The sequence below is a fragment of the Flavobacterium sp. ZB4P23 genome (assembly GCF_003970375.1).
Classification (GTDB): Bacteria; Bacteroidota; Bacteroidia; order Flavobacteriales; family Flavobacteriaceae; genus Flavobacterium.
The window spans coordinates 221690-246935 of record NZ_RYDK01000007.1; the positions used below are offsets into that span (position 1 = coordinate 221690).

Here is a 25246-nt window from a genome sequence, read left to right on the forward strand (position 1 = left end):
TTTAGCCGCGTATCATTTTTAAGGAAAACTAGAAAACACAAAAAAAGCTTCGAATTTCTTCGAAGCTTTTGCTTTCTGGGTGGAAGACGGGGCTCGAACCCGCGACCCTCGGTACCACAAACCGATGCTCTAACCAACTGAGCTACAACCACCATTTGCTTAGCGGTTGCAAATATACGATATAAGTTTATTTCTGCAAATATTTATTTCAAAAAATTACATGAAAATTAGATCAAATCTGCTAAGCTATTGACTGCCAAATATCTTTCAGTCGTAAAACCTTCTGCATGATCCAGTCCTGCAATCCTTCCTAAATCTCTGGAGCGATAATTCAGGCTTTCCAGAAAGTTTTTGCTTGTTATTGGGGATTCCGGTTCCTTTGAGTTGGCATCGTAAAACTGGGAACTGTAGGCTAAAATTGCTTCAATTTTTTTATCGGTAAAACCTGTAATGTCGACTACAAAATCCGGCTCTATATTTTTCCATTGAATGTAATGGTAGACAATTTTTGGCCGCCAAGGCGCTTGCTTTTCGCCTGCTAATGAAGTTTCTATCTTGATCAACCCGGATAAAAAACAAGCATCAGACACTAATTTACTTCCTTTTGCATGATCAATATGGCGGTCATCAATAGCATTGCATAGAATAATTTCCGGCTGGTACTTGCGAATCATTTGTATAATTTCTAATTGGTGTTTTTCGTCATTGACAAAAAAGCCATCTCGCATTTCTAAATTCTCACGCACTGAAACGCCCAATATTTTTGCAGCAGCATTCGCTTCCTGATCTCTGATATCAGCGGAACCGCGAGTCCCTAATTCGCCACGTGTCAAATCAATAATCCCAACTGTTTTTCCTAAGGACATTTCTTTTAAAATGGTTCCCGCACAACCCAACTCTACATCATCAGGATGCGCACCAAAAGCCAATATATCTAATTTCATTATTTTCTGTTTATTTTATTTAAAGTTATACTAACTCGCCTTCATCTAATATTTATAATACTTTTTTCATTGTCATTGATTTATGGACGCTTTCCTCCCACTCTTTTTCAGGGACGCTATCTTTTGTGATACCACAACCCATATACAAATATGCGCTAGTCAATGCGAGATTCGAATCAAAATCAATTTGCATGCACCGCAAATTTACAAACAAATCAGAACTTACGGTATTGGTCGTGAAACTGCTGTTCAATTCCCCCAGAAAACCGGTGTAAAAACTCCTGTCGTACTGCTCGTTTTCTAGAATAAAAGTCTTAGCACTTTCTTTTGGCAATCCACAAACGGCAGGTGTGGGATGCAATAACTGAATTACTTTTTGCAAGCTGGAATCGGAATTTAAACGTCCAGAAATATCTGTTTTTATATGCCAGATACTTCCCGCTTTGACGCTGTACGGCTCCGTCACCAAAACTCCGGAAGCCACACTTTCCAGTTTTGAAACAATATAATCCGTTACAAACTGCTGTTCTTCTTTTTCTTTTTTGTGCCAAGTAATTTCGGATAAACCCAAATCTTTCTGCGTTCCCGCCAAAGAAATCGTTTCAAAAACGGCTTCAGTTGCTTTCAGTAATTGCTCCGGTGTAGCGCCCAACCAAGTTCCAATTTTTGGATGATAAAAACAATACACAAAAGTAGAAGGATAAAGCTGTACTAATTTTTCGAAAGTGGAAACCAAATCAAAATCTGCTACTTCAACGGTTTCTTTTCTGGAAAGCACTACTTTATTACATTCGTTATTCTTTATGGACTGGATCCCTTTGGAAACTAAAGCTTCAAAATTATTTTTAGCCAAGGCATCTACAATCGTAAATTCATTTTTAGAAATAGCATTTTCTTTTTTTTTCAAAGTAACCCGCACCATTTCCGATTCATTTTCAGGAATCAAATGCGTTTTGGCTCCATCAAAAGAGGCAAAAACAAACCCTTTTTCGGTAAAATCAACAGCTGAAAATACCGTATCATTTTGTTGAAAAAAACCAATTACTTCTGCTGAATCAGGCTTACAATACAAAACAAAAGGTAGTTTTTCCTGAAACTGTTTTTTGGCTTTAGCTATAATTGCTTCCATTATTTGTTTTCGCTTTTTCTTTTTGGCAAAATCATATTAGTCAATTTACAAAGCGATATTAAGGTATTATTTTCATCCGTAATTCGTATTTCCCAAAGATGAATGCTTCGTCCTTTGTGCACGATTCGAGCTGTTGCCGTTACAATTCCGTCCCGCTTTGCTTTCAAATGATTGGCTGAAATCTCGATTCCGCGCACTTCACTTAGCTCAGAATTCACATACAGCATTGAGGCTGCACTGCCCACACTTTCTGCTAAAGCTACAGAAGCACCACCATGCAACAATCCCATTGGCTGATGTACGGATGGATTAACAGGCATTGTGGCTACTAAAAAATCTTCTCCTGCATCAGTATATTCAATATTCAACGTTTGCATTAAGGTGTTTTTAGAAATGTGATTGCAATATTGAAGTATTTTTTCTTTGTCGAATGTCATGTTATTGGCTTTAGAAATGTAAAAATAAATAAAAGATAAGTCACAAAACAGTAATTGCAATTGTTATTCTGATTTCGAAATAGATTTTTCCTATTTTTACAAAAAATACAACTAGATGCGTGCCAAAATAGTCCTGCTTTTTATTGGAATAGTATTCTCCATTTGTTCCTGCCGATCTGATTTTGAGACCGTAGCCAGCACCGGTGATTTAGCTTTTTCCAAAGACACTATTTATCTCGACACTGTTTTTTCAAACATTGGTTCCAGCACGTACCGACTCAAAGTATTCAACAAAAGCAAAAATGACATTACCATTCCAACCATTAAATTAGGAAAAGGATTAAGTTCTAAATACCGAATGACCGTTGACGGAATGCAGGGAACGGAAGGTAAAATTTTTACTAATGTGGCTCTTTTAGCCAAAGACAGTTTGTATATTTTCATAGAAACCACTGCAAATAGTACTGATGCTAACCCAAACGATTTTTTATACACCGATCAAATTCAGTTTGACAGTGGCGAAAACCGGCAAAATGTAGAACTGGTAACGCTCATTCAAGACGCTGTTTTTCTTTATCCAAAGCGTTTTACTAATGGAACTACTGAAACACTACCTATTGGAGACCAAAAAATAGATGGCTTTTATCTGGATGAAAACGATCCTGTAAATGGAAATGAATTACAGTTTACCAATGACAAACCCTATGTAATTTATGGATATGCAGCAGTTCCTTCAAATAAAACAGCCACTTTTGAGGCGGGAACCCGAGTTCATTTCCATGCTAATTCTGGGCTTATAGTAACCAATGATGCCTCCATCAATATTAATGGAACAGTATCTATAACGGATAAACTGGAAAACGAAGTCATTTTTGAAGGCGACCGTTTAGAAACTAATTTTTCGGATGTTCCGGGACAATGGGGAACCATTTGGCTTACTGATGGCAGTACGAATAACACATTGAATCACCTGACGATTAAAAATGCCACTATCGGATTATTGATTCAAAATAATGATGGCAGTACAGTTTCTATCAAAAACACTCAAATTTACAACAGCAGTACCTTTGGAATTTTGGCGCAGACCGCAAAAATAAATGGAGAAAATATAGTCATCAATAATGCCGGATTAGCCAGTTTAGCCTGTACGTATGGCGGAAATTATTCCTTTACACATTCAACCTTCAATAACAACTGGAACAGTTCCCAACAAGTGGCGGTTTTGATAAATAATTATATTTTGGGAGCAATTCCGGAAGTTAAAGATTTAACCGCAGCTACTTTTAACAACTGCATTATTTACGGTTCCTATTCAAACGAAATGAGTTTAAACAAGAAAACGGGAGCCACTTTTGAATACCAATTTAATAATTGCCTGATTAAATTTGATAACACATCGAATCAATTTGCAACGAATCCTGATTATCAATTCAGTACGGATACGGCACATTACAATGCGATACTTTTGAACAAGGATCCAAAATTCTTTAATATAACACAGAACAAATTTAATATTAACGAAACTTCGGCTGCTTTCGCAAAAGGGAATTCGGCATACCTGATTCCGTTAGATATTACAGGAAACACCAGAAGTTTACCCCCCGATTTAGGCGCATATCAAAACAAAGTATTCCCAAAATAAACAACTTTGAATGACAACACAAACTAAGACAAAACGCCTCCTATAATTAACTATTTAGTAACCTGATACACCGATTTAAAGAGTAGTTTTATCAAAAATTTTACTCAAAAATCCAATCTATTTTAAAACCAATTTAATCTATTATCAGACTATGAAACAAATCTACTCACTTCTCTTTTTATTTCTTTTCACGGCAGGTTTTGCGCAAGCGCCAGCAGGATATTATACCAATGCCACAGGAACGGGCTACACGTTGAAAACTCAATTATACAACATCATCAAAGACCATACAGTACAAACGTATGCAGGCTTATATGTTACTTATGAAACTTCCGATATTGATAATTTCTTTGAAAAGGACGGAACAGTTTTAGATATGTACTCTGAAAATCCTGCCGGAGCTGATCCATATACGTACACTATTGCAACTACGCAACGATGCGGAAGCAGTGGTTACGCAAAAGAAGGAGATTGTTACAATCGAGAACACATTATACCGCAATCTATATTCAGCGAAGCCTTACCAATGGTTTCTGATGCGCATTTCATAACGCCTACTGACGGAGAAGTAAATGGAATCCGATCTAATTACCCGCATTCTGTAGTAGCAACCGCTACTCAAACTACCCTTAACGGAAGTAAACTTGGAGCCAGTACAACAGCAGGTTATACAGGTCCTGTTTTTGAACCAATAGATGAATTCAAAGGGGATATTGCCCGTATGTATTTCTATTTTGCCACTCGTTATGAAAATACAGTTGCCGGATACAATTACCCAATGTTCAACAATTCAACTAGTAAAGTATTTACCACCGCATTTTTAAATCAACTGCTGGCTTGGCACAATCAAGATCCGGTAAGTGCCAGAGAAATTGCCCGTAACAACGCTATTTATGCGCGCCAGAACAATAGAAATCCTTACATTGACAATCCTAACTATGTAACGGCTATTTGGAAAACTGAAGCGGTTGATATTGAAGCTCCCTCTGCTGTTACAAACTTAATAGTAACCGAAACAACTTCAAACTCGGCTACTTTAACATGGACAGCAGCAACAGATAATGTTGGTGTTACCGGTTATGATGTGTATGTAAACGGTACATTAAAATCTACCGAAACAGGGTTAACTGCTACAGTAAACGGTTTAGTTGCATCTACCACTTATTCCTTTTATATTATAACCAGAGATGCTGAAAGAAATTCTTCGGTTGCCAGTACATCAGTAAATGGAACCACTAAAGCACCAGCTGCCGGTACCACTTTTTGTGCCTCTGAAGATTTTCAAACTATTCCTGCAAATGCAAGTTCTTATGCTACACAAACGTGGACTAACGCAGGAATAACATGGACCTCTACTGATTCTCGTACCGACCAAACATTAAATTCAAGAGCAATAACAATACGAAATGGCGCTCTTACCTCTTCATCTGTTGCTAATGGTATCAAGGATTTGACAGTTACCACCCAGCTTATTTTTTCTGGATCTGCAGGATCTTTTAAACTGAATGTCAATGGAACAGAAGTTGGCACTATCCCTTACAGCAGTACGTCAACGACGACGACAATACCAAACATCAATGTAACTGGGAATGTGATTATTACCCTTTCTGGAAACAGCACAGCATCAAATCGTGTTCGATTTGATGATCTTTCTTGGACTTGTGCCGCTTCACTTGGTGTTGATCAATTAGAAACAAAAAGTTTTGAAATTTATCCCAATCCATCCAATGGAAATATCAAAATAAATTTCAATAATTCAAATGAAAAATACTCGGTTCAAGTATTTTCAGTATTAGGACAAAAAGTTTTTGAAAAAGAGTATACCAACAGTTCTTCTGCAGCGGTTAACAATCTTCAAAAAGGAGTTTATTTAATTAAAATAACCAACGATTCTAAATCAGTTACTAAAAAACTAATTGTAAACTAATTTAAGTACGAACCATTTCTTTTAAAGCGGCATTTATTGCCGCTTTTTTTGTTTTATTTTAGACTTGTTTTATACATAAAAAGAAAATTTTTAGCTCCTTTACAACTTAGCGCTACAGGTTTCCTGTTTATTTTTCTAAAAAAAATGCAACCTGTTGTACTTCAAATGTTACTAATTATGTTAATAAAAATGCAAATACCTTCATAATTTCATAACATATACCATCCAAAATGTTATAAATTTGTGAGTCTTCAGTATTTTCCCATTTGGAAGCCTGAGACTAACCCCAATAACCAAAACAAATTTAAATTATGAAAAAAATCTACTCTGCATTATTATTACTGTTCGTCACAGCAACGATAGCCCAAATACCAAGTGGTTATTACAACACCGCCACAGGAACTGGCTACACACTCAAAACACAATTATACAACGTCATCAAAGGGCATACGGATAACGGATATGGCGGTTTATACACCATATATCAAACCTCGGATAGGGATTATTACTTTGAAAATGACGCCACAATTTTAGACATGTATTCTGAAAATCCTGCCGGAACAGACCCTTATAACTACTCCGCTGGAACAACCCAAAGATGTGGCACTTATAGTGTAGAAGGAGATTGTTACAATAGAGAACACATCATTCCGCAATCTACTTTTGGTTCTGCAGCCCCAATGGTTTCAGATGCCCATTTCATCACACCCACAGACGGAAAAGTAAACGGTCAGCGTTCTAATTATCCGCACGGACCGGTGACTTCAGCATCTTGGACTTCCTTAAACGGAAGTAAACTTGGAACGAGTACAACTTCTGGTTATTCAGGACCTATTTTTGAACCTATCAATGAATTCAAAGGCGATATTGCCCGAATGTATTTTTATTTTGCCACCCGTTATGAAAATACAGTTGCTGGTTATTCCTATGCAATGTTCAATGGATCGAGTAATCAAGTGTTCACGACCGCTTTTTTAAACGTATTGATTACTTGGCACAACCAAGATCCTGTCAGCACTAGAGAAATTGATCGCAACAATGCCATTTATAATTCTCAAAACAATAGGAATCCTTATATTGATCATCCTGAGTATGTACAGGCAATTTGGAACCCAAGCGCTGATGCACAAGCCCCAACTACTCCAACGAATTTAGTTGCTAGCGGAACAACATCAAATTCCGTTTCATTAAACTGGACGGCTTCCTCTGATAATAGTGGAGTAACTGGCTATAATGTGTATATGAACAGTGCTTTAAAAACAACCACAACCGGAACAACAACCACTATCACTGGGCTAACCGCTTCTACTGCCTACTCTTTCTTTGTAAAAGCTAAAGATGCTGCAGGAAATATCTCTGGCCCAAGTAACACGGTGAATGTGACAACTGCTGCAGCAAGTGGTTCAACTGCAACAGATTTATTATTTTCAGAATATATTGAAGGCTCTTCAAACAATAAAGCTTTGGAAATTTCGAACGCAACTGGCGCCGCGATCAGCTTATCGATTTATAGCATAAAAAAACAAACGAATGGTTCCGGTGCCTGGAGTACAGGATTAGCCCTAACAGGGACTTTGAATACCGGCAGTAAATTCACAATCGTAAATAGTTTAATGGCGTCTAGTTGTTATCCTACAAGCTCAGCAAACCTTTCTACATCAGCAACTGAAATGACTTTTAATGGGAATGATGCTGTAGGTTTATTCAAAAATGGCGTCTTAATTGATATCATTGGAACTTTTAACGGTGGAACTGCAAACTTTGCGGCGGATCAAACCCTGAGAAGAAAATCAACCGTTACGGCACCAACAACTACTTTTAATAAAACAACCCAATGGGATTCCTTTACATCAGATACGTGTAACAATTTAGGAAGTCGTACGATTGAAAAAACACCAAAAACCAGTGTGGCTTTAGATATAAATGATATTGCCCTCTATCCAAATCCATCCAATGGAACTTTCTCTATCAATAATTCGAATAAAAGCTATGCTATCGAAATTTATTCTATAATTGGTCAGAAAATTTACAGCGACGAAAACAGCACCAAATCAGAAATTACGCTGCCAAATAGTGTAAAAGGAACGTACTTGGTTCGAGTGACTATTGATTCCAATTCAGTCCTCAAGAAATTAATAATCAACTAATTAACAAAGCGGCAAATTGCCGCTTTTTTTTTACTCCAAATTTAATCTTAATTGACTAAATTTGCACCGCAATACAACAAACTACATAACAATGATCCATTTCTTTGAAAACCAAAGCAAGACTGTTTATGCCGTACATACGCAAAACGCATTGAGCGAAGTCGAAATGTCAGCTCAAGACATTTCAAGACTCAACTGGCTTTTTGCCAATTCAAATAAAATAGAAAAATCCGTACTGACGGATTTTTTTGTTGGTCCTCGCGCCACAATGATAACCCCTTGGAGTACTAATGCTGTAGAAATCACCCAAAACATGGGAATATCCGGCATCATTAGAATCGAGGAATTTCATAAAGCGACCGCTGATTTTTCTGATTTTGACCCGATGCTTTCGCAAAAGTACACCGAGTTGAATCAAGATATTTTTACTATCAATGTACTTCCGGAAGCTATTTTGGACATCGATGATATTGCTGCTTACAACAAACAAGAAGGATTGTCTTTGAGTCCGGAAGAAGTAGCATATTTAGATAATCTAGCGCTTAAATTAGGGCGAAAACTAACGGATTCTGAGATTTTTGGTTTTTCACAAGCCAATTCAGAACACTGTCGCCACAAGATTTTCAACGGAACTTTTATAATTGACGGGGAAGAAAAAGAATCTTCTTTATTCAAATTAATCAAGAAAACATCCCAAGAAAATCCGAACGATATTGTCTCGGCTTACAAAGATAACGTTGCTTTTGTAAAAGGGCCTCGGGTACAACAATTTGCTCCAAAAAGCGCTGATAAACCTGATTTTTATGAAGTCAAAGAATTTGATTCGGTTATTTCATTAAAAGCAGAAACACATAATTTTCCAACAACGGTAGAGCCTTTCAATGGGGCTGCAACAGGTTCTGGCGGAGAAATTCGGGATCGTTTAGCAGGTGGACAAGGTTCGTTGCCAATGGCAGGAACGGCTGTTTACATGACTTCATACTCTCGTTTAGAAGCCCCATTCGACTCCGCTCAGGGTAGCAGACCATGGGAAAATGGTATGACCGAAAGAAAATGGTTGTATCAAACGCCAATGGATATTTTGATCAAAGCGTCCAACGGAGCTTCTGATTTTGGGAATAAATTTGGACAACCGTTAATTACAGGTTCTATCCTGACTTTCGAACACGAGCACTTCGATACGCTCAGTGTGACGGGTCGAAAATTAGGGTACGACAAAGTAATTATGCAAGCGGGCGGAATTGGGTACGGAAAATTAGATCAAGCGATTAAGAAAAAACCACAAACAGGCGATAAAATTGTTATCCTTGGTGGTGAAAATTATAGAATTGGAATGGGTGGAGCTGCAGTTTCTTCAGCAGATACCGGAGCTTTCAGTTCAGGAATTGAGTTGAACGCCATCCAACGTTCGAACCCAGAAATGCAAAAACGTGCTGCCAATGCCATTCGTGGTTTGGTAGAAAGCGATATTAATCCAATTGTTTCGATTCACGATCACGGTGCTGGCGGACATTTAAACTGTCTTTCGGAATTAGTGGAAGAAACTGGCGGATTAATTGATTTAGACAAATTGCCTGTGGGAGATCCTACCCTTTCGGCAAAAGAAATCATTGGTAACGAATCTCAGGAAAGAATGGGATTGGTTATTGCAAAGGAAAACATCGATTTATTGCAAAAAATTGCCGATCGGGAACGTGCTCCAATGTACCAAGTGGGTGACGTAACTGGAGATCACCGTTTTACTTTCCAATCAAAATCAACAGGTGCTAAACCAATGGATTTCGCTTTAGAAGACTTTTTTGGAAGTTCTCCAAAAGTGGTCATGACAGACGAAACAATTGAAAGAAATTATACTGATTTAAGTTACGACAAGAAAAACATTTCAACCTATTTAGAGCAGGTACTTCAATTGGAGGCTGTAGCTTGTAAAGACTGGTTGACCAATAAAGTAGACCGTTGTGTGGGTGGTAAAGTTGCCAAACAACAAAATGCCGGACCCTTGCAATTGCCTTTGAATAATTGTGGAGTAATGGCCTTGGATTATCAAGGAATAGAAGGAGTTGCCACTTCGATTGGGCACTCGCCTATTGCTTCATTAATTGATCCGGTGGCAGGAACAAGAACGGCTATTGCTGAATCTTTATCAAACATTGTTTGGGCACCAATAAAAGACGGATTAAAGGGAATTTCACTTTCGGCAAACTGGATGTGGGCGTGTAAAAACGAAGGCGAAGACGCCCGTTTATACACAGCTGTTCAAGCCTGTTCGGATTTTGCAATCGAATTGGGAATCAACATTCCAACCGGAAAAGATTCTCTTTCCATGAAACAAAAATATCCAAATGAAGAAGTAATTGCGCCGGGAACGGTGATTATTTCAGCAGGTGGAAATTGTACCGATATTAGAAAAGTAGTAGAGCCTGTTTTACAAAGAGATGGCGGTTCTATTTATTACATTAATTTATCTCAAGATGATTTCAAATTAGGCGGTTCTTCGTTTGCACAAACGTTGAATACTATTGGACAAGAAGTACCCACGATTAAAGACGCTGCATTTTTCAAAAGAGCGTTCAATACCATTCAAGAATTAATTTTAGAAAACAATATTCTTGCAGGACACGATATTGGGAGTGGTGGTTTGATTACTACTTTATTGGAAATGTGTTTTGCCGATGTGAATTTGGGAGCTAAAATAGATTTCTCTCCCGAAGCTTCGGGATTCGAAGAAAAAGACATCATTAAATATCTTTTTGCTGAAAATATCGGAATTGTTTTCCAAGCAAAATCGGATGCTGAAGTAGAATCTAAATTGAATGCTAATACCGTTTCTTTCTATAAATTGGGAATCCCCTCCCCAGCCCTCCCCGAAGGAGAGAGAGCCAAACTGGAAATAATCAGTTCTTCTCCTGAAATTTTGACTTTCGACATTGCTAAATACAGAGATATTTGGTTCAAAACTTCTTTTTTATTAGACCAAAAACAATCGAAGAACGGAATGGCTCAAGCGCGTTTTGATAATTATAAAAATCAAGCGTTACACTATACTTTCCCTGCACATTTTACAGGAAAAAAACCTGTAATTGATGCTTCTAAACCGCGTCCTAAAGCAGCTATTATCCGTGAAAAAGGAAGTAATTCGGAACGCGAAATGGCAAATTCCATGTACCTAGCCGGTTTTGATGTAAAAGATGTTCACATGACCGATTTAATTTCAGGTCGTGAAACCTTGGAAGACATTCAGTTCATTGGCGCGGTTGGTGGATTCTCGAATTCAGATGTATTGGGTTCTGCCAAAGGTTGGGCGGGAGCATTTTTATACAATGAAAAAGCAAAAACCGCTTTAGACAATTTCTTTAAGAGAGACGACACCTTGTCTGTTGGAATCTGTAATGGTTGTCAATTGTTCATGGAATTGGAAGTCATTAATCCGGAGCATGACGTACATGGAAAAATGCTGCATAACGAAAGCAACAAACACGAAAGTATTTTTACATCAGTGACTATACAGGAAAACAATTCAGTGATGCTTTCTTCATTAGCAGGAAGTACGCTTGGAGTTTGGGTTTCGCATGGCGAAGGAAAATTCAACTTGCCAATAGGGGAAGAAAATTATACTATTGTTTCTAAATATGCCTATGAAGGTTATCCTGCTAATCCAAACGGATCGGATTACAATACGGCCATGCTTTGCGACAAAACAGGACGACATTTAGTAATGATGCCACACATAGAGCGCTCTACATTTCAATGGAACTGGGCACATTATCCAAAAGATAGAGACGATGAAGTTTCGCCTTGGCATGAAGCTTTTGTCAATGCCAGAAAATGGGTTGATAAAAAATAATTTATTCTATACTTTCTTAAAGCGTTCCTTTTCAGGAACGCTTTTTTTATGGAAAAGAATTTAAAAGCCATTTTGATGATTTGTAAGAAAATTTTAATATATTTGAAAATAGACAAAGTGAAACAAAACTTCGCCAATCTAGTCAATTTTAAGTGTATGTGAGAAGGTTTGTATCGCCTATTGACTAGTTGGCGGGAATACCAAAGAACTGCAAAGTTGAAAATTACCAGTCAAAAACTTTGCTAAAGTTATCTAATTGACTAACTTTGCCCAATGAGTCAGAAATTTATAAGAGAAGTTGTTTATTACGAAGACTATTATCTTAATTTTTTTAACGCTCAAAAAGAAGACGTTAAGAAAAAATTTAACTGGACTTTACAGTTAATTTCAACTCAACAAAGAATCCCCGAAAAGTTTTTCAAACATTTGACTGGTGCAGACGGAATATTTGAAGTTCGTGTTGAAGTCGGTTCAGATATTTTTAGAGTTTTTAGTTTTTTTGACAAAGGAAAGATTGTTGTTTTAGTAAATGGATTTCAGAAGAAAACACAAAAGACCCCGAAATCAGAAATCAAAATGGCTGAAAAACTAAAAGCAGAATATTTAGAAAATAAATATAAAAAGTAACGATTATGAAAACTGAAAATAAAAAAATTACAACATTTGCCGAACACTTAGATGCTCAATACGGGAAAACAGGAACCGAAACCCGTGAAAAATACGAAGAAGAATACGAGACCTTCGAACTTGGTGTTATGTTACAAGAAATGCGAAAAGAACGTGGAATGACACAAGAACAACTGGCATTAAAATGTGGAACAACAAAATCGTATATATCTAAAATTGAAAATAACACCAGCGATATAAGACTTTCTACATTAATGAGAATAATTAGACTAGGTTTAGGTGGACACTTAAAGTTAAGTTTAACCGAATAAAGGTACTACCCCGCCAATCGAGTAGACGGCTCCGCCAGAAACTGACGGAGTGCGCCTCTCACACCACCGTACGTTCGGGTCTCGTATACGGCGGTTCGCAAAGTGATGGGTTGAGTTCCATGTAAATCTCCAACATTGATTGATAGCCTTTCTTCTTAAGTCGCAGTAGGGTAATTGTAGTGGTTAGAATCGGACTCTGGGCAATACGCCATCCTCCTTTTACTCACGCTTTGGTATTGTATTTTTGGTATTCGTGAATGCAGAGCATTTCTGGTTCTGCTCCAAGCATAAGCGTGGTCTTTGTCAATCCCTAGTCGCATCAGGTTTTTCCTTTTGCGCTTGGGCTTTTTCCAGTCCGTCCAAATGCAGTAGCGCAGTCTATTGTGCAACCATCCATCAATATCTCGTAACTTTCCTCGAATACTCGTTCCTCGAAAATAGTTTAACCATCCTCGTTGGATTTGCTTCGCCAGTTCGCCTTTCAGGCTCGGGTCGTTGATTTTTCGGACAACGATAGCGATTTGCAATCCGTGCCCACAAAGAGAATGATTCAGCAAGAAATTATGCCCATTTAGAGTGCGAAATAGAAGTGGTTTTATTAGACTTATTTTTGTGGCAAATTGGAATTGGCACTGTTTGCAAAATTATTCCAACGATTCTCTGCAAACACTCGCGGTCTGGTTATAAATTCAATCGAAGATATTTTTAAGATAAAACAATGAAAAGACTAATCATTGCTTGGAGTTAATCATCGATGGAATGAACTATAGGTAATTAAACGGACAAGCCTATTTATTTTAAGTACTTACTGTTAAAAGTAGCCCTTTGTCTTGAATTTATTTAGTCCGTTAGTAGTGATTTATTTTATAAACAACTTTAATAAAATTACTGCCTATAATTGGAACACCGCTAACAGACGCCTTTCCATTTGTAATATCCATTGTATTTCCATACATAGCCTTCAAGTCGTTTCTGGGTAAGGCATTAAATAAATATTCTACAGCTATATCATCTGATAAATCCCACCTAAGCCCTAAATTCAACCCTAACGATAAATGAGAAGACTCTTGATTATACCCAATTCCTCCTCCCCAATCACCATTTCTGTTTATTAATGTAGGTTCTATACTAGGTATAAAAACAGTGTGAATAACTCTTCTAAATAAATTTACATAGAAATGGGTGTGATATCCCACTCCAATCGTATACTTAGAAAAATCTAATCTTGGAAACGTTTCATACCCTATGTTGACTTCTACATCTTTGCTAACCATTGAAAATTGCACTAAAAAGTCTTTAGCTGATTCATTATTTGTTGGTTCACTTCCCATAATTGTATTCCTAACGTCAAACGCAACCGAAAAAGCTAGATAATTATCTTGTGCAGTTAATTTAGTAACAAATAAAGCAACTACAATTGTTATTAATTTTATCATGATTCATTAGTGCTGATAAAGTTATACAATACTATATTATTACATATGACTATCAGTAACTAATACTAAGTTGTTTCTAAAGCATTAATCATGAGTCTATCCAATAGTTTGTTTCCAAAATACCGTCTGTTAAATTTGTAGCAGAACTCATCAAGATAATTATGTACATATTACTGGTTTACACAATTATGATGAATATCTAAAAGTACTTTTTTGGTATTACTGATTGTTCTATTTACACAAGGAAATATCTTTGCCGCCTTTTTCTTGTCTGGCTCTACTACAACATAATGATTTGTTATCACTTCTTTGAATTTAGCATACCCTGGTGTAACCATCGCTTAACACAGATGCTGTTTTGTTTGCAGATTTCAAATCTTTCATAACTACCCTTTTTAGACAACCAACTTTTCTGTTTGGTTTACCCTTTTTTGGTGCAGAGATACTGGGTTTCGATTCAACTATTACCAATACCTTTCCTTGTCTTTCACTTCCACGATCTCGCTTATTAGGAGTAGATTCTTGACTGTTTTATTTTTATTTTAATTGATAACATCTTTTATGTCAATTATTTAAAACAATTTTTCATCAAATTCAACACAGCCTTTTAATTGATGTTTTTCGTCACGCATACTATCTTATGCATCATAAACCAAATGTGTTCATACAGTTTGTGACCCTACATACGTTGCATTTCTAATGCCGAAAAACTCTTTTTTGACAGCGTCATGAGTTCAATACAGATCATCCAATATTGAAAAGGCAAATTAGTATTCTCCATAACAGTACCTGAACGAAGACTGACACGACTACCGCATTTTTTACATTGAAATTTCAAATCTGTCTTACGAAAGTAATGTTCGCTGTGTTTACACTTTTTACATACAATTCCCATTTCAAGTCGTTTAGCTTTGAATCCCTTATCACATGTGGCTTAATCAGGGTATTTTTCGAAAAATTCAGGCAGGTTCTTAATTTGAATTTAATGGGTTGATGACTCAAATATAAGCTTTTTTTAGCATTTGTACAAGTAAAGGATAGTCATGTTATTTTATTTGATTATTGTTGTGGGTGAACTAATTCCCAAAAGTCGCAACTAATCTTGATATCTTTTAAAATGAAAAGATTTATTCATGTCTTTAATAAAATATAAGTCAAATCTACATTTTAATGGTTTTTAAAAATAAATTCCCTTATCCCAAATTGATTTTACTTACAACATCAGTAAATTCTACTTTTAAACATCTAGGGTTTTATACCCGATCGCTCCGATATACCACAACAGTTAGCGCAGTTTTATAAACTGTGCTCACAATATGGCTCGTGCCTTTGGGAAAATTAGAAAATCATATTATTTTTATTGTGGGGTAGTGCCATAGCCACTAACGTTCTGGGACTACAGCGGGTTTGGGACTAAATTCATTCCTATTTTCGGATTTGCCACCCGAGCGATAGCGAGCAGCCATAGCCCATAACATCAGTTCTCCTGTACAGTTTAAACCGGAATAGGGTGTTCAGTTTGCCCCGGAATACCCAGCCAAAGTTCAAATTCCTATAAAAGCTAAATTATGGGTAAGGGCAATTATGCTCAATAGTGATGGAAAGCACGAGAAAAACCAAGCTGAAACCACGCTACAAAAAAAGAGGCTCGCTTGCCTCTTATAATTCTCTCTAAAATCTTTACGATAACTCCATAGTGTTGACGGACGTACAATCGGTTCGTTCAACCCGGGTTTACCTCATTGAATTTATTTTTGTTGGTATTCAGTGATTATAATTCATTGTTCGCGCTACGCACGCAACGAATCCCTAGCTGTTAGGCGTTCGTTTTTTTTATGCGGTTAATGGATTTATATGTATTTGTCCTCCAACTGCCTTCAAAACTTTCATTATCGTTGAAAATCGTGGTTTGGACCCTTTCGACAATGCTTTATACAAACTTGGTCTGCTCATTCCAGTTTCTTCTGCAATTTTGGTCATACCAATTGCTTTTGCAATATGTCCAATTGCGGTAACAATTTCAGCATCATTGCCTTCTTCCAAAACTGTATTTAGATATTCAGCAATCATTTCGTTGCTGTCCAAATAATCTGCAATATCAAATTCTGACGTTTCCATTTTTTATTTTTTTAATTTTTTCCAAATTTCTTTTGCTTTTTCAATGTCTTTTTGTTGAGTAGATTTATCTCCTCCAATAAGTAAAATAATAACTTTCCCATCAATTTCTTTGAAATAAACTCTGTAACCTTTTGCGTAGTTAATTTTCAGTTCTCTAATTCCATCTCCAACAGGTTCGCAATCTCCAAAGTGTTCGTCCTTTTCTAACTTTTGAAGTCGGAACAAAATTTTTGCTTTTGCTCTAAAGTCATTCAGTTTATTAAACCATTTGTCAAATTCCGTCGTCTTTTCAAGAAAGTACATCCTTTAAGTTGTATTCGTTTGGATACAAAATTATAAAAAATAATTTAATCTTGCAAATTCAGTTTTGAACGTTCTGTCTAGGCAAAATGACGCCTAACGTCAGTTCGTCTAAAAACCTCTAAACGAACTCTATTTTATTAGTCATTGAGTAAATATGTGTTATTTAAACTACAATTAAAATTCTTTAAGAGATGAAACTTACATGTGGTTAATGAATGAAAAGAATTAAAAAAGGCAAATAACTCTACAAAAAAAGAGGACACTAAATCCTCTTCGTATTCTCTCTAAAAACTTTCCGGCAACTCCATAGTGTTAACGGACGTACAATCGGTTCCGTTCAACCCGGGTTTACCTCATTGAATTTATTTTTGTTGGTATTCGGTGATTATAATTCATTGTTCGTGCTACGCACGCAACGAATCCCTAGCTGTTAGCGGATGTCTCTTTTTATAAGTTCAATTTCTTTTTGCATTTTATATTCCCAATTTTTTCCGTTTCTCTTTTCTAAATATGGTTTTACAGTTTCTGAATATTTTTCTTGTGCTTGTATTTCAATCAAATCTACGATGCAACCTGTGTTTTTATATTTTATACCATATTTCTTTCTAATACTATCAATTCTATTTTCATTTTTTTGTGTATGCATCGGAAGTTGAAGTCCGCCAGCAAATTTATAAGTGACATTATCGTCTTTTACATCACGTTTTGCCTCTTTTATTAATTCGTTTTCTCGTTTAGTTAATTCACTCTTTGTTGTTAAATATAATTCTGTGAAATTGTAGATTAAGAATAATAGTAGTAAACAATTTAGAGAAAAGAAAACTCTACTAAACTTACTTATATATTTCAAATTTTTGATGTCAATTAAGCTTATTACAGCAGAAAAAAATGCGAAACTTAAAAATATTATTGACAACATTTTCCATTCGAGATATTTCGTACTCCACCAATACTGAAATTTCATTTCAATTGGTGAGAAGTAATCACCAAAAATAAAAACAAGTAATATTACTAATATTAATATTGCATTCAGATAAATGAATTTCTTTTTCATCCACATTTTTTTTGAGATATCCTACAACGGTCGATGCTAGAACTCGTGGCGACTTAGTGACCGAGTTTTCTCCATTACCGTAAAACGAAGTTAGGAAAAAGAGACGAACAACTTACCGAAAAACTAGCCATGAGTTTTAGCATTTGTTAGCGGTTGTCGCTTTGTGTTATTTGTTTTTACCAAAAAGCTTTGTAATTTGTTTCTTGGTAAAAGATTGAGTTACGCCAACAACATCTGAAAGTTTATTTGGATGATGATATATTGTAACTACAGGAATACCAAAAGATTTCTTGTAATTTATATACAAAATGTCATTAGGTAATTCAACCTTAATATCTTCGGCTGGCATTTTTTCAAAATTCTCAATAATTAAGTTATACAATCCTTCTACATCTTCAGCGATTAATGGAAACTCTTTATAAACTTCCATTTGTTGGAATTTAAAATCCTTGTATGATAATATATATTTACCATCACTATACTTTTCTAATTTACCAAACCAAATTCCCATTCCAGCTCCAACTTTTCCAATTTCTTCCGGTTTTTCAACATTGCTAACTTTCATTTGTGCATTCGAAACAACAATAATCATTAAAGTAATGCAAGTAAATAATTTTTTCATGTCTAAGTTTTTTAAGTTAAAATGTCAATAATAATTTTCCGGTTTCGCTTGCGATTACCGCTAACTTGTATACAGGCGAAACAAACCTTCGCATATACACCCAAAATTGGATAGATTGGCGAAAGTTTGTTTCGCTTTACTTATTTTCAAATATATTAAAATTTTCTTACAAATCATCAAAAGGACTTTTTATTTGCTGGATGCTTTTTGAATAGTAATGGGGAAATTTTAGTTGTTGTTAAACCAAATCTTGCGTGAGGGATAATAGTAGAAATCCTTTTATGAAGCGCAGCGCAGTAAAAGATTATAACGGATAGCCCGACCTTTTTAGGGCACGCCCAAGTCCATGTGCTAAATGGTATGTGTGTTTTTGAATACTATTATTGTTTAATTATTTCTTAAAAAAAAAGGTTGTTTTGGTTGTCATCCCACAGCTTTCGATGCACTTTATTACTTTGCGGGATGGCAAACATTTTTTTGATGTAGGTTTCAAATTAACCTATCTTTGCCAGCCGAACAATCGGTTGAAATACGTTGCTATGTTCTGCGCTGCGGTAAATGTTTGGTAAAACAGCTTTATTGGCGAATAGCATGTGACCGAAAAAACAATAAAAATACTAGATGAAGTTTGATTTATTAAAAAAAGATCCGCTGTCCAAAGCCAGAGCGGGAAGTATTACTACTGATCACGGGGTGATTGAAACCCCAATTTTTATGCCTGTGGGTACCGTAGCTTCGGTCAAAGGAGTGCATCAACGGGAATTGAAACAAGACATTAACCCGGATATTATTCTGGGAAATACCTACCACTTATACTTGCGACCTCAAACGGAAATCCTAGAGAAAGCCGGAGGTTTGCATAAATTCATGAACTGGGACCGTAATATTTTGACGGATTCTGGTGGCTACCAAGTGTATTCGCTTTCGGCCAATAGAAAAATCAAGGAGGAGGGCGTGAAGTTCAAATCGCACATTGATGGTTCCTATCACTTTTTTACGCCAGAGAATGTGATGGAAATTCAGCGTACCATTGGTGCCGATATTATCATGGCGTTTGATGAATGTACGCCGTATCCCTGTGATTACAACTATGCAAAACGCTCGATGAAAATGACACACCGCTGGCTGGATCGTTGCATCAATCATTTAGACACGCAGCCTGTAAAATACGGTTACGATCAGGCTTTTTTCCCAATTGTTCAAGGAAGCTGTTATAAGGATTTGCGTCAGCAATCAGCGGAATATATTGCAAATTCTAATCAAGTAGGAAACGCCATTGGTGGACTCTCCGTAGGGGAACCTGCCGAGGAAATGTATGCCATGACCGAAATAGTTTGCGAAATTTTACCGGAAGACAAACCGCGTTACCTGATGGGCGTAGGAACTCCTATAAATATTCTGGAGAATATTGCCCTTGGAATTGACATGTTTGACTGTGTGATGCCTACCCGAAACGCCAGAAATGGAATGTTATTTACAGCGAATGGCACCATCAATATCAAAAACAAAAAGTGGGAAGCTGATTTTTCGCCCGTTGACGAAATGGGAATCACCTTTGTAGATACAGAATATACGAAAGCGTATTTGCGTCACCTTTTTGCTGCCAATGAATACTTGGGGAAACAAATTGCCACGATACACAATCTTGGTTTTTATATGTGGTTGGTTCGGGAGGCCAGAAAACATATCTTAGCGGGCGATTTTAGACCTTGGAAAGAAATGATGGTGAAAAACATGAACCAGAGATTGTAAATTAGGTTAGGGGTATTAGGTTTTAGTAACCAAAACCCAAAACCTAAAACCTAATACCCAAAACTATGCTTACTATAATAGACAAATACATCCTAAAAAGATATTTAACCACATTTGTGGTGATGTTGTTGTTGTTTATCCCCATAGGAATCGTTGTTGATGTATCTGAGAAGATCAACAAAATGCTGGAAAACAAGGTTCCGTTTTTAGAGATTGCACTTTATTACTACAACTTTACGGTTTATTTTGCGAATTCTCTGTTCCCGATATTTTTGTTTTTATCGGTGATTTGGTTTACCTCAAAACTGGCAAATGATACGGAGATTATTGCTATTTTGAGCTCCGGAATTTCATTTACGCGTTTCTTAAGACCGTATATTATTGGTGCTTCCATAGTTTCTGTTTTTGTTTTACTAATGGGGTTTTTTGTTGTTCCCGCTGCCAGCGAAGGCTTTAATAACTTTAGGTATACGTATTTAAAAGGAGGCGGAAAAGAGGCCATGCGCGGGGATAATACGGATGTGTATCGCCAAATTAGTAATGATGAATTTATCTATGTAAACAGTTTTAATACGGAGTCTAAAATAGCTTTTAATTTTTCACTGGAAAAATTTAAAAACGAAAAACTCGTTCATAAAATCACGGCCAGCAGGATCAAATGGAATCCAAAGGACAGTACCTACACCCTGTATGATTATACAAAAAGAACGGTGGGAGAACTGAATGATAAAATTGAAAAACTACCCCAGAAAGAGGCTATTTTCACATTCGATTTAGAGGATTTAACTCCAGTGGTGTATATTGCAGAAACCCTGAATTTAGGAAAATTGAATGCCTTTATTGCCAAAGAAAAAGAACGCGGTTCCTCTAATATCAACATCTATTTAGTGGTTTTGTACAAAAAATACAGTGTCCCGATATCCGCATTTATCCTGACCATCATTGCAGTTGCAGTCTCATCGATGAAACGAAGAGGCGGAATGGGAACGAATCTGGCCATAGGAATTGCGCTGGCTTTTGCCTTTGTATTCTTTGATAAAATCTTTGGTGTTCTTGCAGAAAAATCCAGTTTCCCTCCCCTATTAGCGGTTTGGTTGCCCAATATTGCTTTTGGAATTTTAGCCATCTACCTATTACGAAATGCAAAACGATAATTTAAAAAGTTACTTAAACCTCCATTTGATTGTTTTTATTTGGGGTTTTACCGCCATTTTAGGCGCTCTAATCACTATAACGGCAGATGCCTTGGTGTGGTACCGCATGTTTTTTGCCGGTATCTTTTTAGCTCTTTTTCTGGTGTATAAGAAAAAATCGTTTCGGATTCCGCTAAAATCATTTTTTAAATTGATTTTTGTCGGATTATTGATTGCTTTGCATTGGATTTTATTTTTCAAAGCGATCCATGTTTCTAATGTGTCTATTACATTATCCGTTTTTTCATTGGGTGCTTTTTTTGCATCGCTGCTGGAGCCACTTTTTTATGGTCGAAAAGTACTGTGGTACGAAGTCTTTTTTGGACTGATCATAATTGCAGGGCTGGGACTGATTATGAAGGTCGAAATCAATTACCTGGACGGAATGTTATACGCCTTAGCATCCATTATATTAGGTGTTTTATTTACGCTGATGAACGGAAAACTCATTGCGGATCACGATCCTTCGGTTATCTCGTTTTATGAATTCCTGGCGGGTGTTGGTTTCATATCGATTTACTTTGTGTTCGAACAAAAATTCACGGCCGATTTCTTTGTATTAACGGCTAATAATTGGATCCTGATATTGATTCTGGCATCCGTTTGTACCGCCTATGCCTTTACTGCTTCAGTAAAAATAATGCAAAAACTAACGCCATATACCGTAATGCTGACTACGAATTTAGAACCGGTTTACGGCATTGTTTTGGCCTATTTTATCCTTGGCGGAAAAGAGAAAATGAGTTTTGAATTTTACATTGGTGCACTAATAATTGTAATCACAGTAATCCTAAACGGGGTGATTAAACACTATCAAAAAAATAAAATTAAAAAAGAATCTCCCGCTTTAGAGAAGCAAACTTTTACACATAAATAGAATATTTACCTTTTCGAACGATTTAAAATTTTATATTTGCGGTTCGAAATAAAAACAAAAACGCAAAAATCCTATGGAATATTTAGATTTTGAGCTTCCAATAAAAGAACTAGAAGAACAGTTAGATAAATGTCTTATTATTGGTCAGGAATCAGATGTTGATGTAACGAATACTTGCAAACAAATCAACAAAAAACTAGAAGAGACCAAAAGAAAAATCTATAAAAATTTGACTGCCTGGCAACGTGTCCAATTATCCAGACATCCAAGCCGCCCGTATACAATGGACCACGTGCGTGCCTTGTGTGGCGATACGTTTCTGGAACTTTTTGGCGACAGAGGTTTTAAAGATGATAAAGCCATGATTGGTGGTTTAGGAAAAATTGACGGGCAATCCTTTATGATTGTGGGTCAGCAAAAAGGATTCAACACTAAGACACGACAGTTCCGTAATTTTGGAATGGCCAATCCGGAAGGATATAGAAAAGCGTTGCGATTGATGAAGATGGCAGAGAAATTTGGAATTCCTGTTTTGACGTTGATCGACACTCCAGGGGCTTACCCGGGATTAGAAGCCGAGGAACGCGGACAAGGAGAAGCCATTGCCAGAAACATATTTGAAATGATTGGTCTTAAAGTGCCAATTATTACTGTTATCGTAGGAGAAGGTGCCTCTGGTGGCGCATTAGGAATAGGAGTTGGTGACAAGGTATACATGATGGAAAATACCTGGTATTCCGTCATTTCTCCAGAATCATGTTCTTCTATTTTATGGAAAAGCTGGGAATATAAAGAACAAGCTGCCGAAGCACTGAAGCTGACTTCAGCTGACATGAAAAAACAAAAATTAGTAGATGATATTATTCCTGAACCACTAGGCGGTGCACATTATGACAGAGCAACTGCTTTCAAAACGGTAGAGCAATATATTATGAAAGGTTTCAACGAATTGAAAGACTTATCAACAGCAGAATTAGTGGCTCAAAGAATGGATAAATACTGCAAAATGGGAGAATATAAAGAGTAAAATCTTACAAATTACTATTTAATCCGAAGCCTTGCCGTTTCGGATTTTTTTTTGGTTATAAACAAAAAATAGTTAGTTATGAACAATTATTTGTAACAACTCAACGACTATGTTTTTTTAATTTTAGTTACTTTCGCTTCATGGAAAACTTCAGAAATATTAATCCTGTCAAGGTTGATAAAACGACTATTATAAGCCTTGAAAAAGGAAAATTACAACCACAGGTGCTCGATTTAGAAGAGGCTGTGCTTGGTGCCATGATGATTGACAAAAAAGGGGTTGATGATGTTATTGACATTTTACAACCTGATGCTTTTTATAAAGAAGCACACAAACATATTTTTGAGGCTATTGTTCAATTGTTTACAGAAACACAGCCTATTGATTTATTAACCGTTTCTGCCCAACTGAAGAAAAATGCAAAATTAGATTTAGCAGGCGGTGATTTTTACTTAATTCAGCTTACGCAAAAGATATCCTCTTCGGCACACATTGAATTTCACTCCAGAATCATTCTTCAAAAGTTTATTCAACGCAGTTTGATTCGGATTTCTACTGAAATCATTGAAGACTCTTACGATGAATCAGCGGATGTTTTTGATTTATTAGACAGAGCTGAATCTAAATTATATGAAATAACACAAGGAAACATCAAACGAAGTTCAGAGACAGCTCAAAGTTTAGTGCTACAGGCAAAAAAACGAATTGAAGAAATTGCCGGTCAAGAAGGATTGAGCGGTGTTGCCACTGGTTTTGATAAGTTAGATAAGATTACTTCCGGTTGGCAGCCCAGCGATTTAATTATTATTGCGGCACGACCTGCAATGGGAAAAACTGCATTTGTATTATCCATGGCCAGAAATATGGCTATTGATTACGGAATACCAGTGGCCTTATTTTCTCTGGAGATGGCATCAGTACAGTTAATTACCCGGCTAATTTCCTCTGAAACAGGTTTGTCATCAGAGAAATTGCGTACCGGAAAACTAGAAAAACACGAATGGGAACAGTTGAGTACCAAAGTTAAAAACTTAGAAAAAGCACCTCTCTTTATTGATGATACGCCTTCCTTATCGATTTTTGATTTACGGGCTAAAGCCAGGCGATTGGTTTCGCAACATGGGATCCGAATTATCATTGTGGATTACTTGCAATTGATGACGGCTGGCGGAAACGGAAAAGGAGGCGGAAACAGAGAGCAGGAAATTTCTAGCATTTCCCGAAACTTGAAAGCATTAGCCAAGGAATTGAACGTTCCTGTTATTGCACTTTCTCAATTATCTCGAGCGGTAGAAACCCGTGGATCCAGCAAGAGACCGTTATTGTCTGATTTACGGGAATCAGGAGCGATTGAGCAAGATGCGGATATTGTGTCTTTTTTATACCGTCCTGAATACTACAAAATAGACGAATGGGATGATGAAGAAGCCTCACCAACAGCCGGTCAGGCAGAAATAATGATTGCCAAACACCGTAATGGTAGTATAGAAAACGTTCGGTTGAAGTTTATTGGACATCTGGGAAAATTTGATAACCTGGAAGATTACAGTGGCGGATATGATGACTTACCATCCAGTATGAATCAGGATGACAACCCTTTCATTACTAAAAACCTGCCCTCTGCCAATGATGCTTTTGGAAGCAATTTGAATGATCCGGATGATGACAGCGATGTTCCTTTTTAGCAAACAAGCCTCATCAGCATGCGCACTACCCGTTTTTCTTTACAAAAAAAAGTAAGCATAATAAATACAGTTTATAAAAATAGAAAGCCCGCTATTTAGACTGCACCCAAAAGTTTAGACAAATTTATAATTAATTTTGATAATAATGAGCTCGATATTTTATCGGGCTCA

The 25246-nt window shown here is 36.6% G+C and carries 20 protein-coding genes, 1 tRNA gene and 1 pseudogene; 11 read left to right on the plus strand and 11 right to left on the minus strand.

Annotated features, from left to right (window positions below; genetic code table 11):
• Window positions 1-77: 77 nt before the first annotated feature.
• The 4 genes from EKL99_RS12630 to EKL99_RS12645 form a co-directional block, all read right to left on the minus strand.
• A tRNA-His gene (locus EKL99_RS12630) sits at window positions 78-153 on the minus strand.
• Window positions 154-227: 74 nt separating this feature from the next.
• Entirely contained in the window at window positions 228-944 is a 717-nt protein-coding gene (gene bshB1, locus EKL99_RS12635; protein WP_126554109.1) for a bacillithiol biosynthesis deacetylase BshB1, read from the minus strand.
• Window positions 945-996: 52 nt separating this feature from the next.
• Entirely contained in the window at window positions 997-2073 is a 1077-nt protein-coding gene (locus tag EKL99_RS12640) for a chorismate-binding protein (protein ID WP_126462613.1), read from the minus strand.
• The gene (locus tag EKL99_RS12645) at window positions 2073-2510 is read right to left on the minus strand and encodes a PaaI family thioesterase (protein WP_126462616.1); all 438 of its coding nucleotides are present in this window, start codon (window positions 2508-2510) and stop codon (window positions 2073-2075) included. The genes EKL99_RS12640 and EKL99_RS12645 overlap by 1 nt, the downstream gene beginning before the upstream one ends.
• A gap of 115 nt (window positions 2511-2625) precedes the next feature.
• Here EKL99_RS12645 and EKL99_RS12650 point away from each other — a divergent pair, with 115 nt between their 5' ends.
• From EKL99_RS12650 to EKL99_RS12675, 6 genes are all read left to right on the plus strand, one after another.
• Window positions 2626-4152 (plus strand): hypothetical protein, encoded by a 1527-nt coding sequence (locus EKL99_RS12650; RefSeq protein ID WP_126462619.1) that lies wholly within the window; start codon window positions 2626-2628, stop codon window positions 4150-4152.
• Between the two features lie 151 nt (window positions 4153-4303).
• The gene (locus EKL99_RS12655) at window positions 4304-6079 is read left to right on the plus strand and encodes an endonuclease (protein ID WP_126462622.1); all 1776 of its coding nucleotides are present in this window, start codon (window positions 4304-4306) and stop codon (window positions 6077-6079) included.
• Between the two features lie 311 nt (window positions 6080-6390).
• Window positions 6391-8226, plus strand: coding sequence for an endonuclease (locus tag EKL99_RS12660; RefSeq protein WP_126577066.1), 1836 nt, complete (start codon window positions 6391-6393; stop codon window positions 8224-8226).
• Window positions 8227-8317: 91 nt separating this feature from the next.
• Complete coding sequence (gene purL, locus EKL99_RS12665) at window positions 8318-12070, plus strand: phosphoribosylformylglycinamidine synthase (protein WP_126577067.1); 3753 nt, start codon at window positions 8318-8320, stop codon at window positions 12068-12070.
• A gap of 273 nt (window positions 12071-12343) precedes the next feature.
• Window positions 12344-12697, plus strand: coding sequence for a type II toxin-antitoxin system RelE/ParE family toxin (locus EKL99_RS12670; protein WP_126577068.1), 354 nt, complete (start codon window positions 12344-12346; stop codon window positions 12695-12697).
• Between the two features lie 5 nt (window positions 12698-12702).
• Window positions 12703-13008: a helix-turn-helix domain-containing protein gene (locus tag EKL99_RS12675; RefSeq protein WP_126462634.1), complete on the plus strand. Its 306-nt coding sequence runs from the start codon at window positions 12703-12705 to the stop codon at window positions 13006-13008.
• 155 nt (window positions 13009-13163) lie between these two features.
• Here the strand turns inward: EKL99_RS12675 and EKL99_RS12680 are convergent, their stop codons facing one another.
• The 7 genes and pseudogenes from EKL99_RS12680 to EKL99_RS12710 all read right to left on the minus strand — a co-directional run bounded on the left by EKL99_RS12680 (window position 13164) and on the right by EKL99_RS12710 (window position 18541).
• A complete protein-coding gene (locus EKL99_RS12680; RefSeq protein WP_370274238.1) occupies window positions 13164-13565 on the minus strand; it encodes a group II intron maturase-specific domain-containing protein in 402 nt (133 codons plus the stop codon).
• Between the two features lie 291 nt (window positions 13566-13856).
• The gene (locus tag EKL99_RS12685; RefSeq protein ID WP_126460856.1) at window positions 13857-14444 is read right to left on the minus strand and encodes a hypothetical protein; all 588 of its coding nucleotides are present in this window, start codon (window positions 14442-14444) and stop codon (window positions 13857-13859) included.
• Between the two features lie 65 nt (window positions 14445-14509).
• A pseudogene (locus tag EKL99_RS12690) lies at window positions 14510-15426 on the minus strand (IS1595 family transposase).
• A gap of 851 nt (window positions 15427-16277) precedes the next feature.
• Window positions 16278-16562 carry an addiction module antidote protein gene (locus EKL99_RS12695; RefSeq protein ID WP_126563982.1) on the minus strand — a complete coding sequence of 95 codons (285 nt, stop codon included), beginning with the start codon at window positions 16560-16562 and terminating at the stop codon, window positions 16278-16280.
• Between the two features lie 3 nt (window positions 16563-16565).
• Complete coding sequence (locus tag EKL99_RS12700; RefSeq protein WP_126577069.1) at window positions 16566-16865, minus strand: type II toxin-antitoxin system RelE/ParE family toxin; 300 nt, start codon at window positions 16863-16865, stop codon at window positions 16566-16568.
• A 430-nt stretch (window positions 16866-17295) separates the two neighbouring features.
• Window positions 17296-17919, minus strand: coding sequence for a hypothetical protein (locus EKL99_RS12705; RefSeq protein WP_126577070.1), 624 nt, complete (start codon window positions 17917-17919; stop codon window positions 17296-17298).
• 166 nt (window positions 17920-18085) lie between these two features.
• Window positions 18086-18541: a hypothetical protein gene (locus tag EKL99_RS12710; protein WP_126577071.1), complete on the minus strand. Its 456-nt coding sequence runs from the start codon at window positions 18539-18541 to the stop codon at window positions 18086-18088.
• 621 nt (window positions 18542-19162) lie between these two features.
• On the opposite strand from EKL99_RS12710, the gene tgt reads away from it, so the two are divergent.
• The 5 genes from tgt to dnaB all read left to right on the plus strand — a co-directional run bounded on the left by tgt (window position 19163) and on the right by dnaB (window position 25075).
• Window positions 19163-20293, plus strand: a complete 1131-nt coding sequence (gene tgt / locus EKL99_RS12715; protein WP_126460838.1) for a tRNA guanosine(34) transglycosylase Tgt — start codon at window positions 19163-19165, stop codon at window positions 20291-20293.
• A 65-nt stretch (window positions 20294-20358) separates the two neighbouring features.
• Window positions 20359-21447: an LptF/LptG family permease gene (locus EKL99_RS12720; protein ID WP_126460835.1), complete on the plus strand. Its 1089-nt coding sequence runs from the start codon at window positions 20359-20361 to the stop codon at window positions 21445-21447.
• On the plus strand, window positions 21434-22363 hold the full coding sequence (locus tag EKL99_RS12725; RefSeq protein WP_126460832.1) for a DMT family transporter: 930 nt from the start codon (window positions 21434-21436) through the stop codon (window positions 22361-22363). The genes EKL99_RS12720 and EKL99_RS12725 overlap by 14 nt, the downstream gene beginning before the upstream one ends.
• Before the next feature lie 73 nt (window positions 22364-22436).
• Window positions 22437-23390 (plus strand): acetyl-CoA carboxylase carboxyltransferase subunit alpha, encoded by a 954-nt coding sequence (locus EKL99_RS12730; RefSeq protein ID WP_126455741.1) that lies wholly within the window; start codon window positions 22437-22439, stop codon window positions 23388-23390.
• A 140-nt stretch (window positions 23391-23530) separates the two neighbouring features.
• Window positions 23531-25075, plus strand: a complete 1545-nt coding sequence (gene dnaB, locus EKL99_RS12735) for a replicative DNA helicase (protein ID WP_126460829.1) — start codon at window positions 23531-23533, stop codon at window positions 25073-25075.
• Window positions 25076-25246 lie beyond the last annotated feature (171 nt).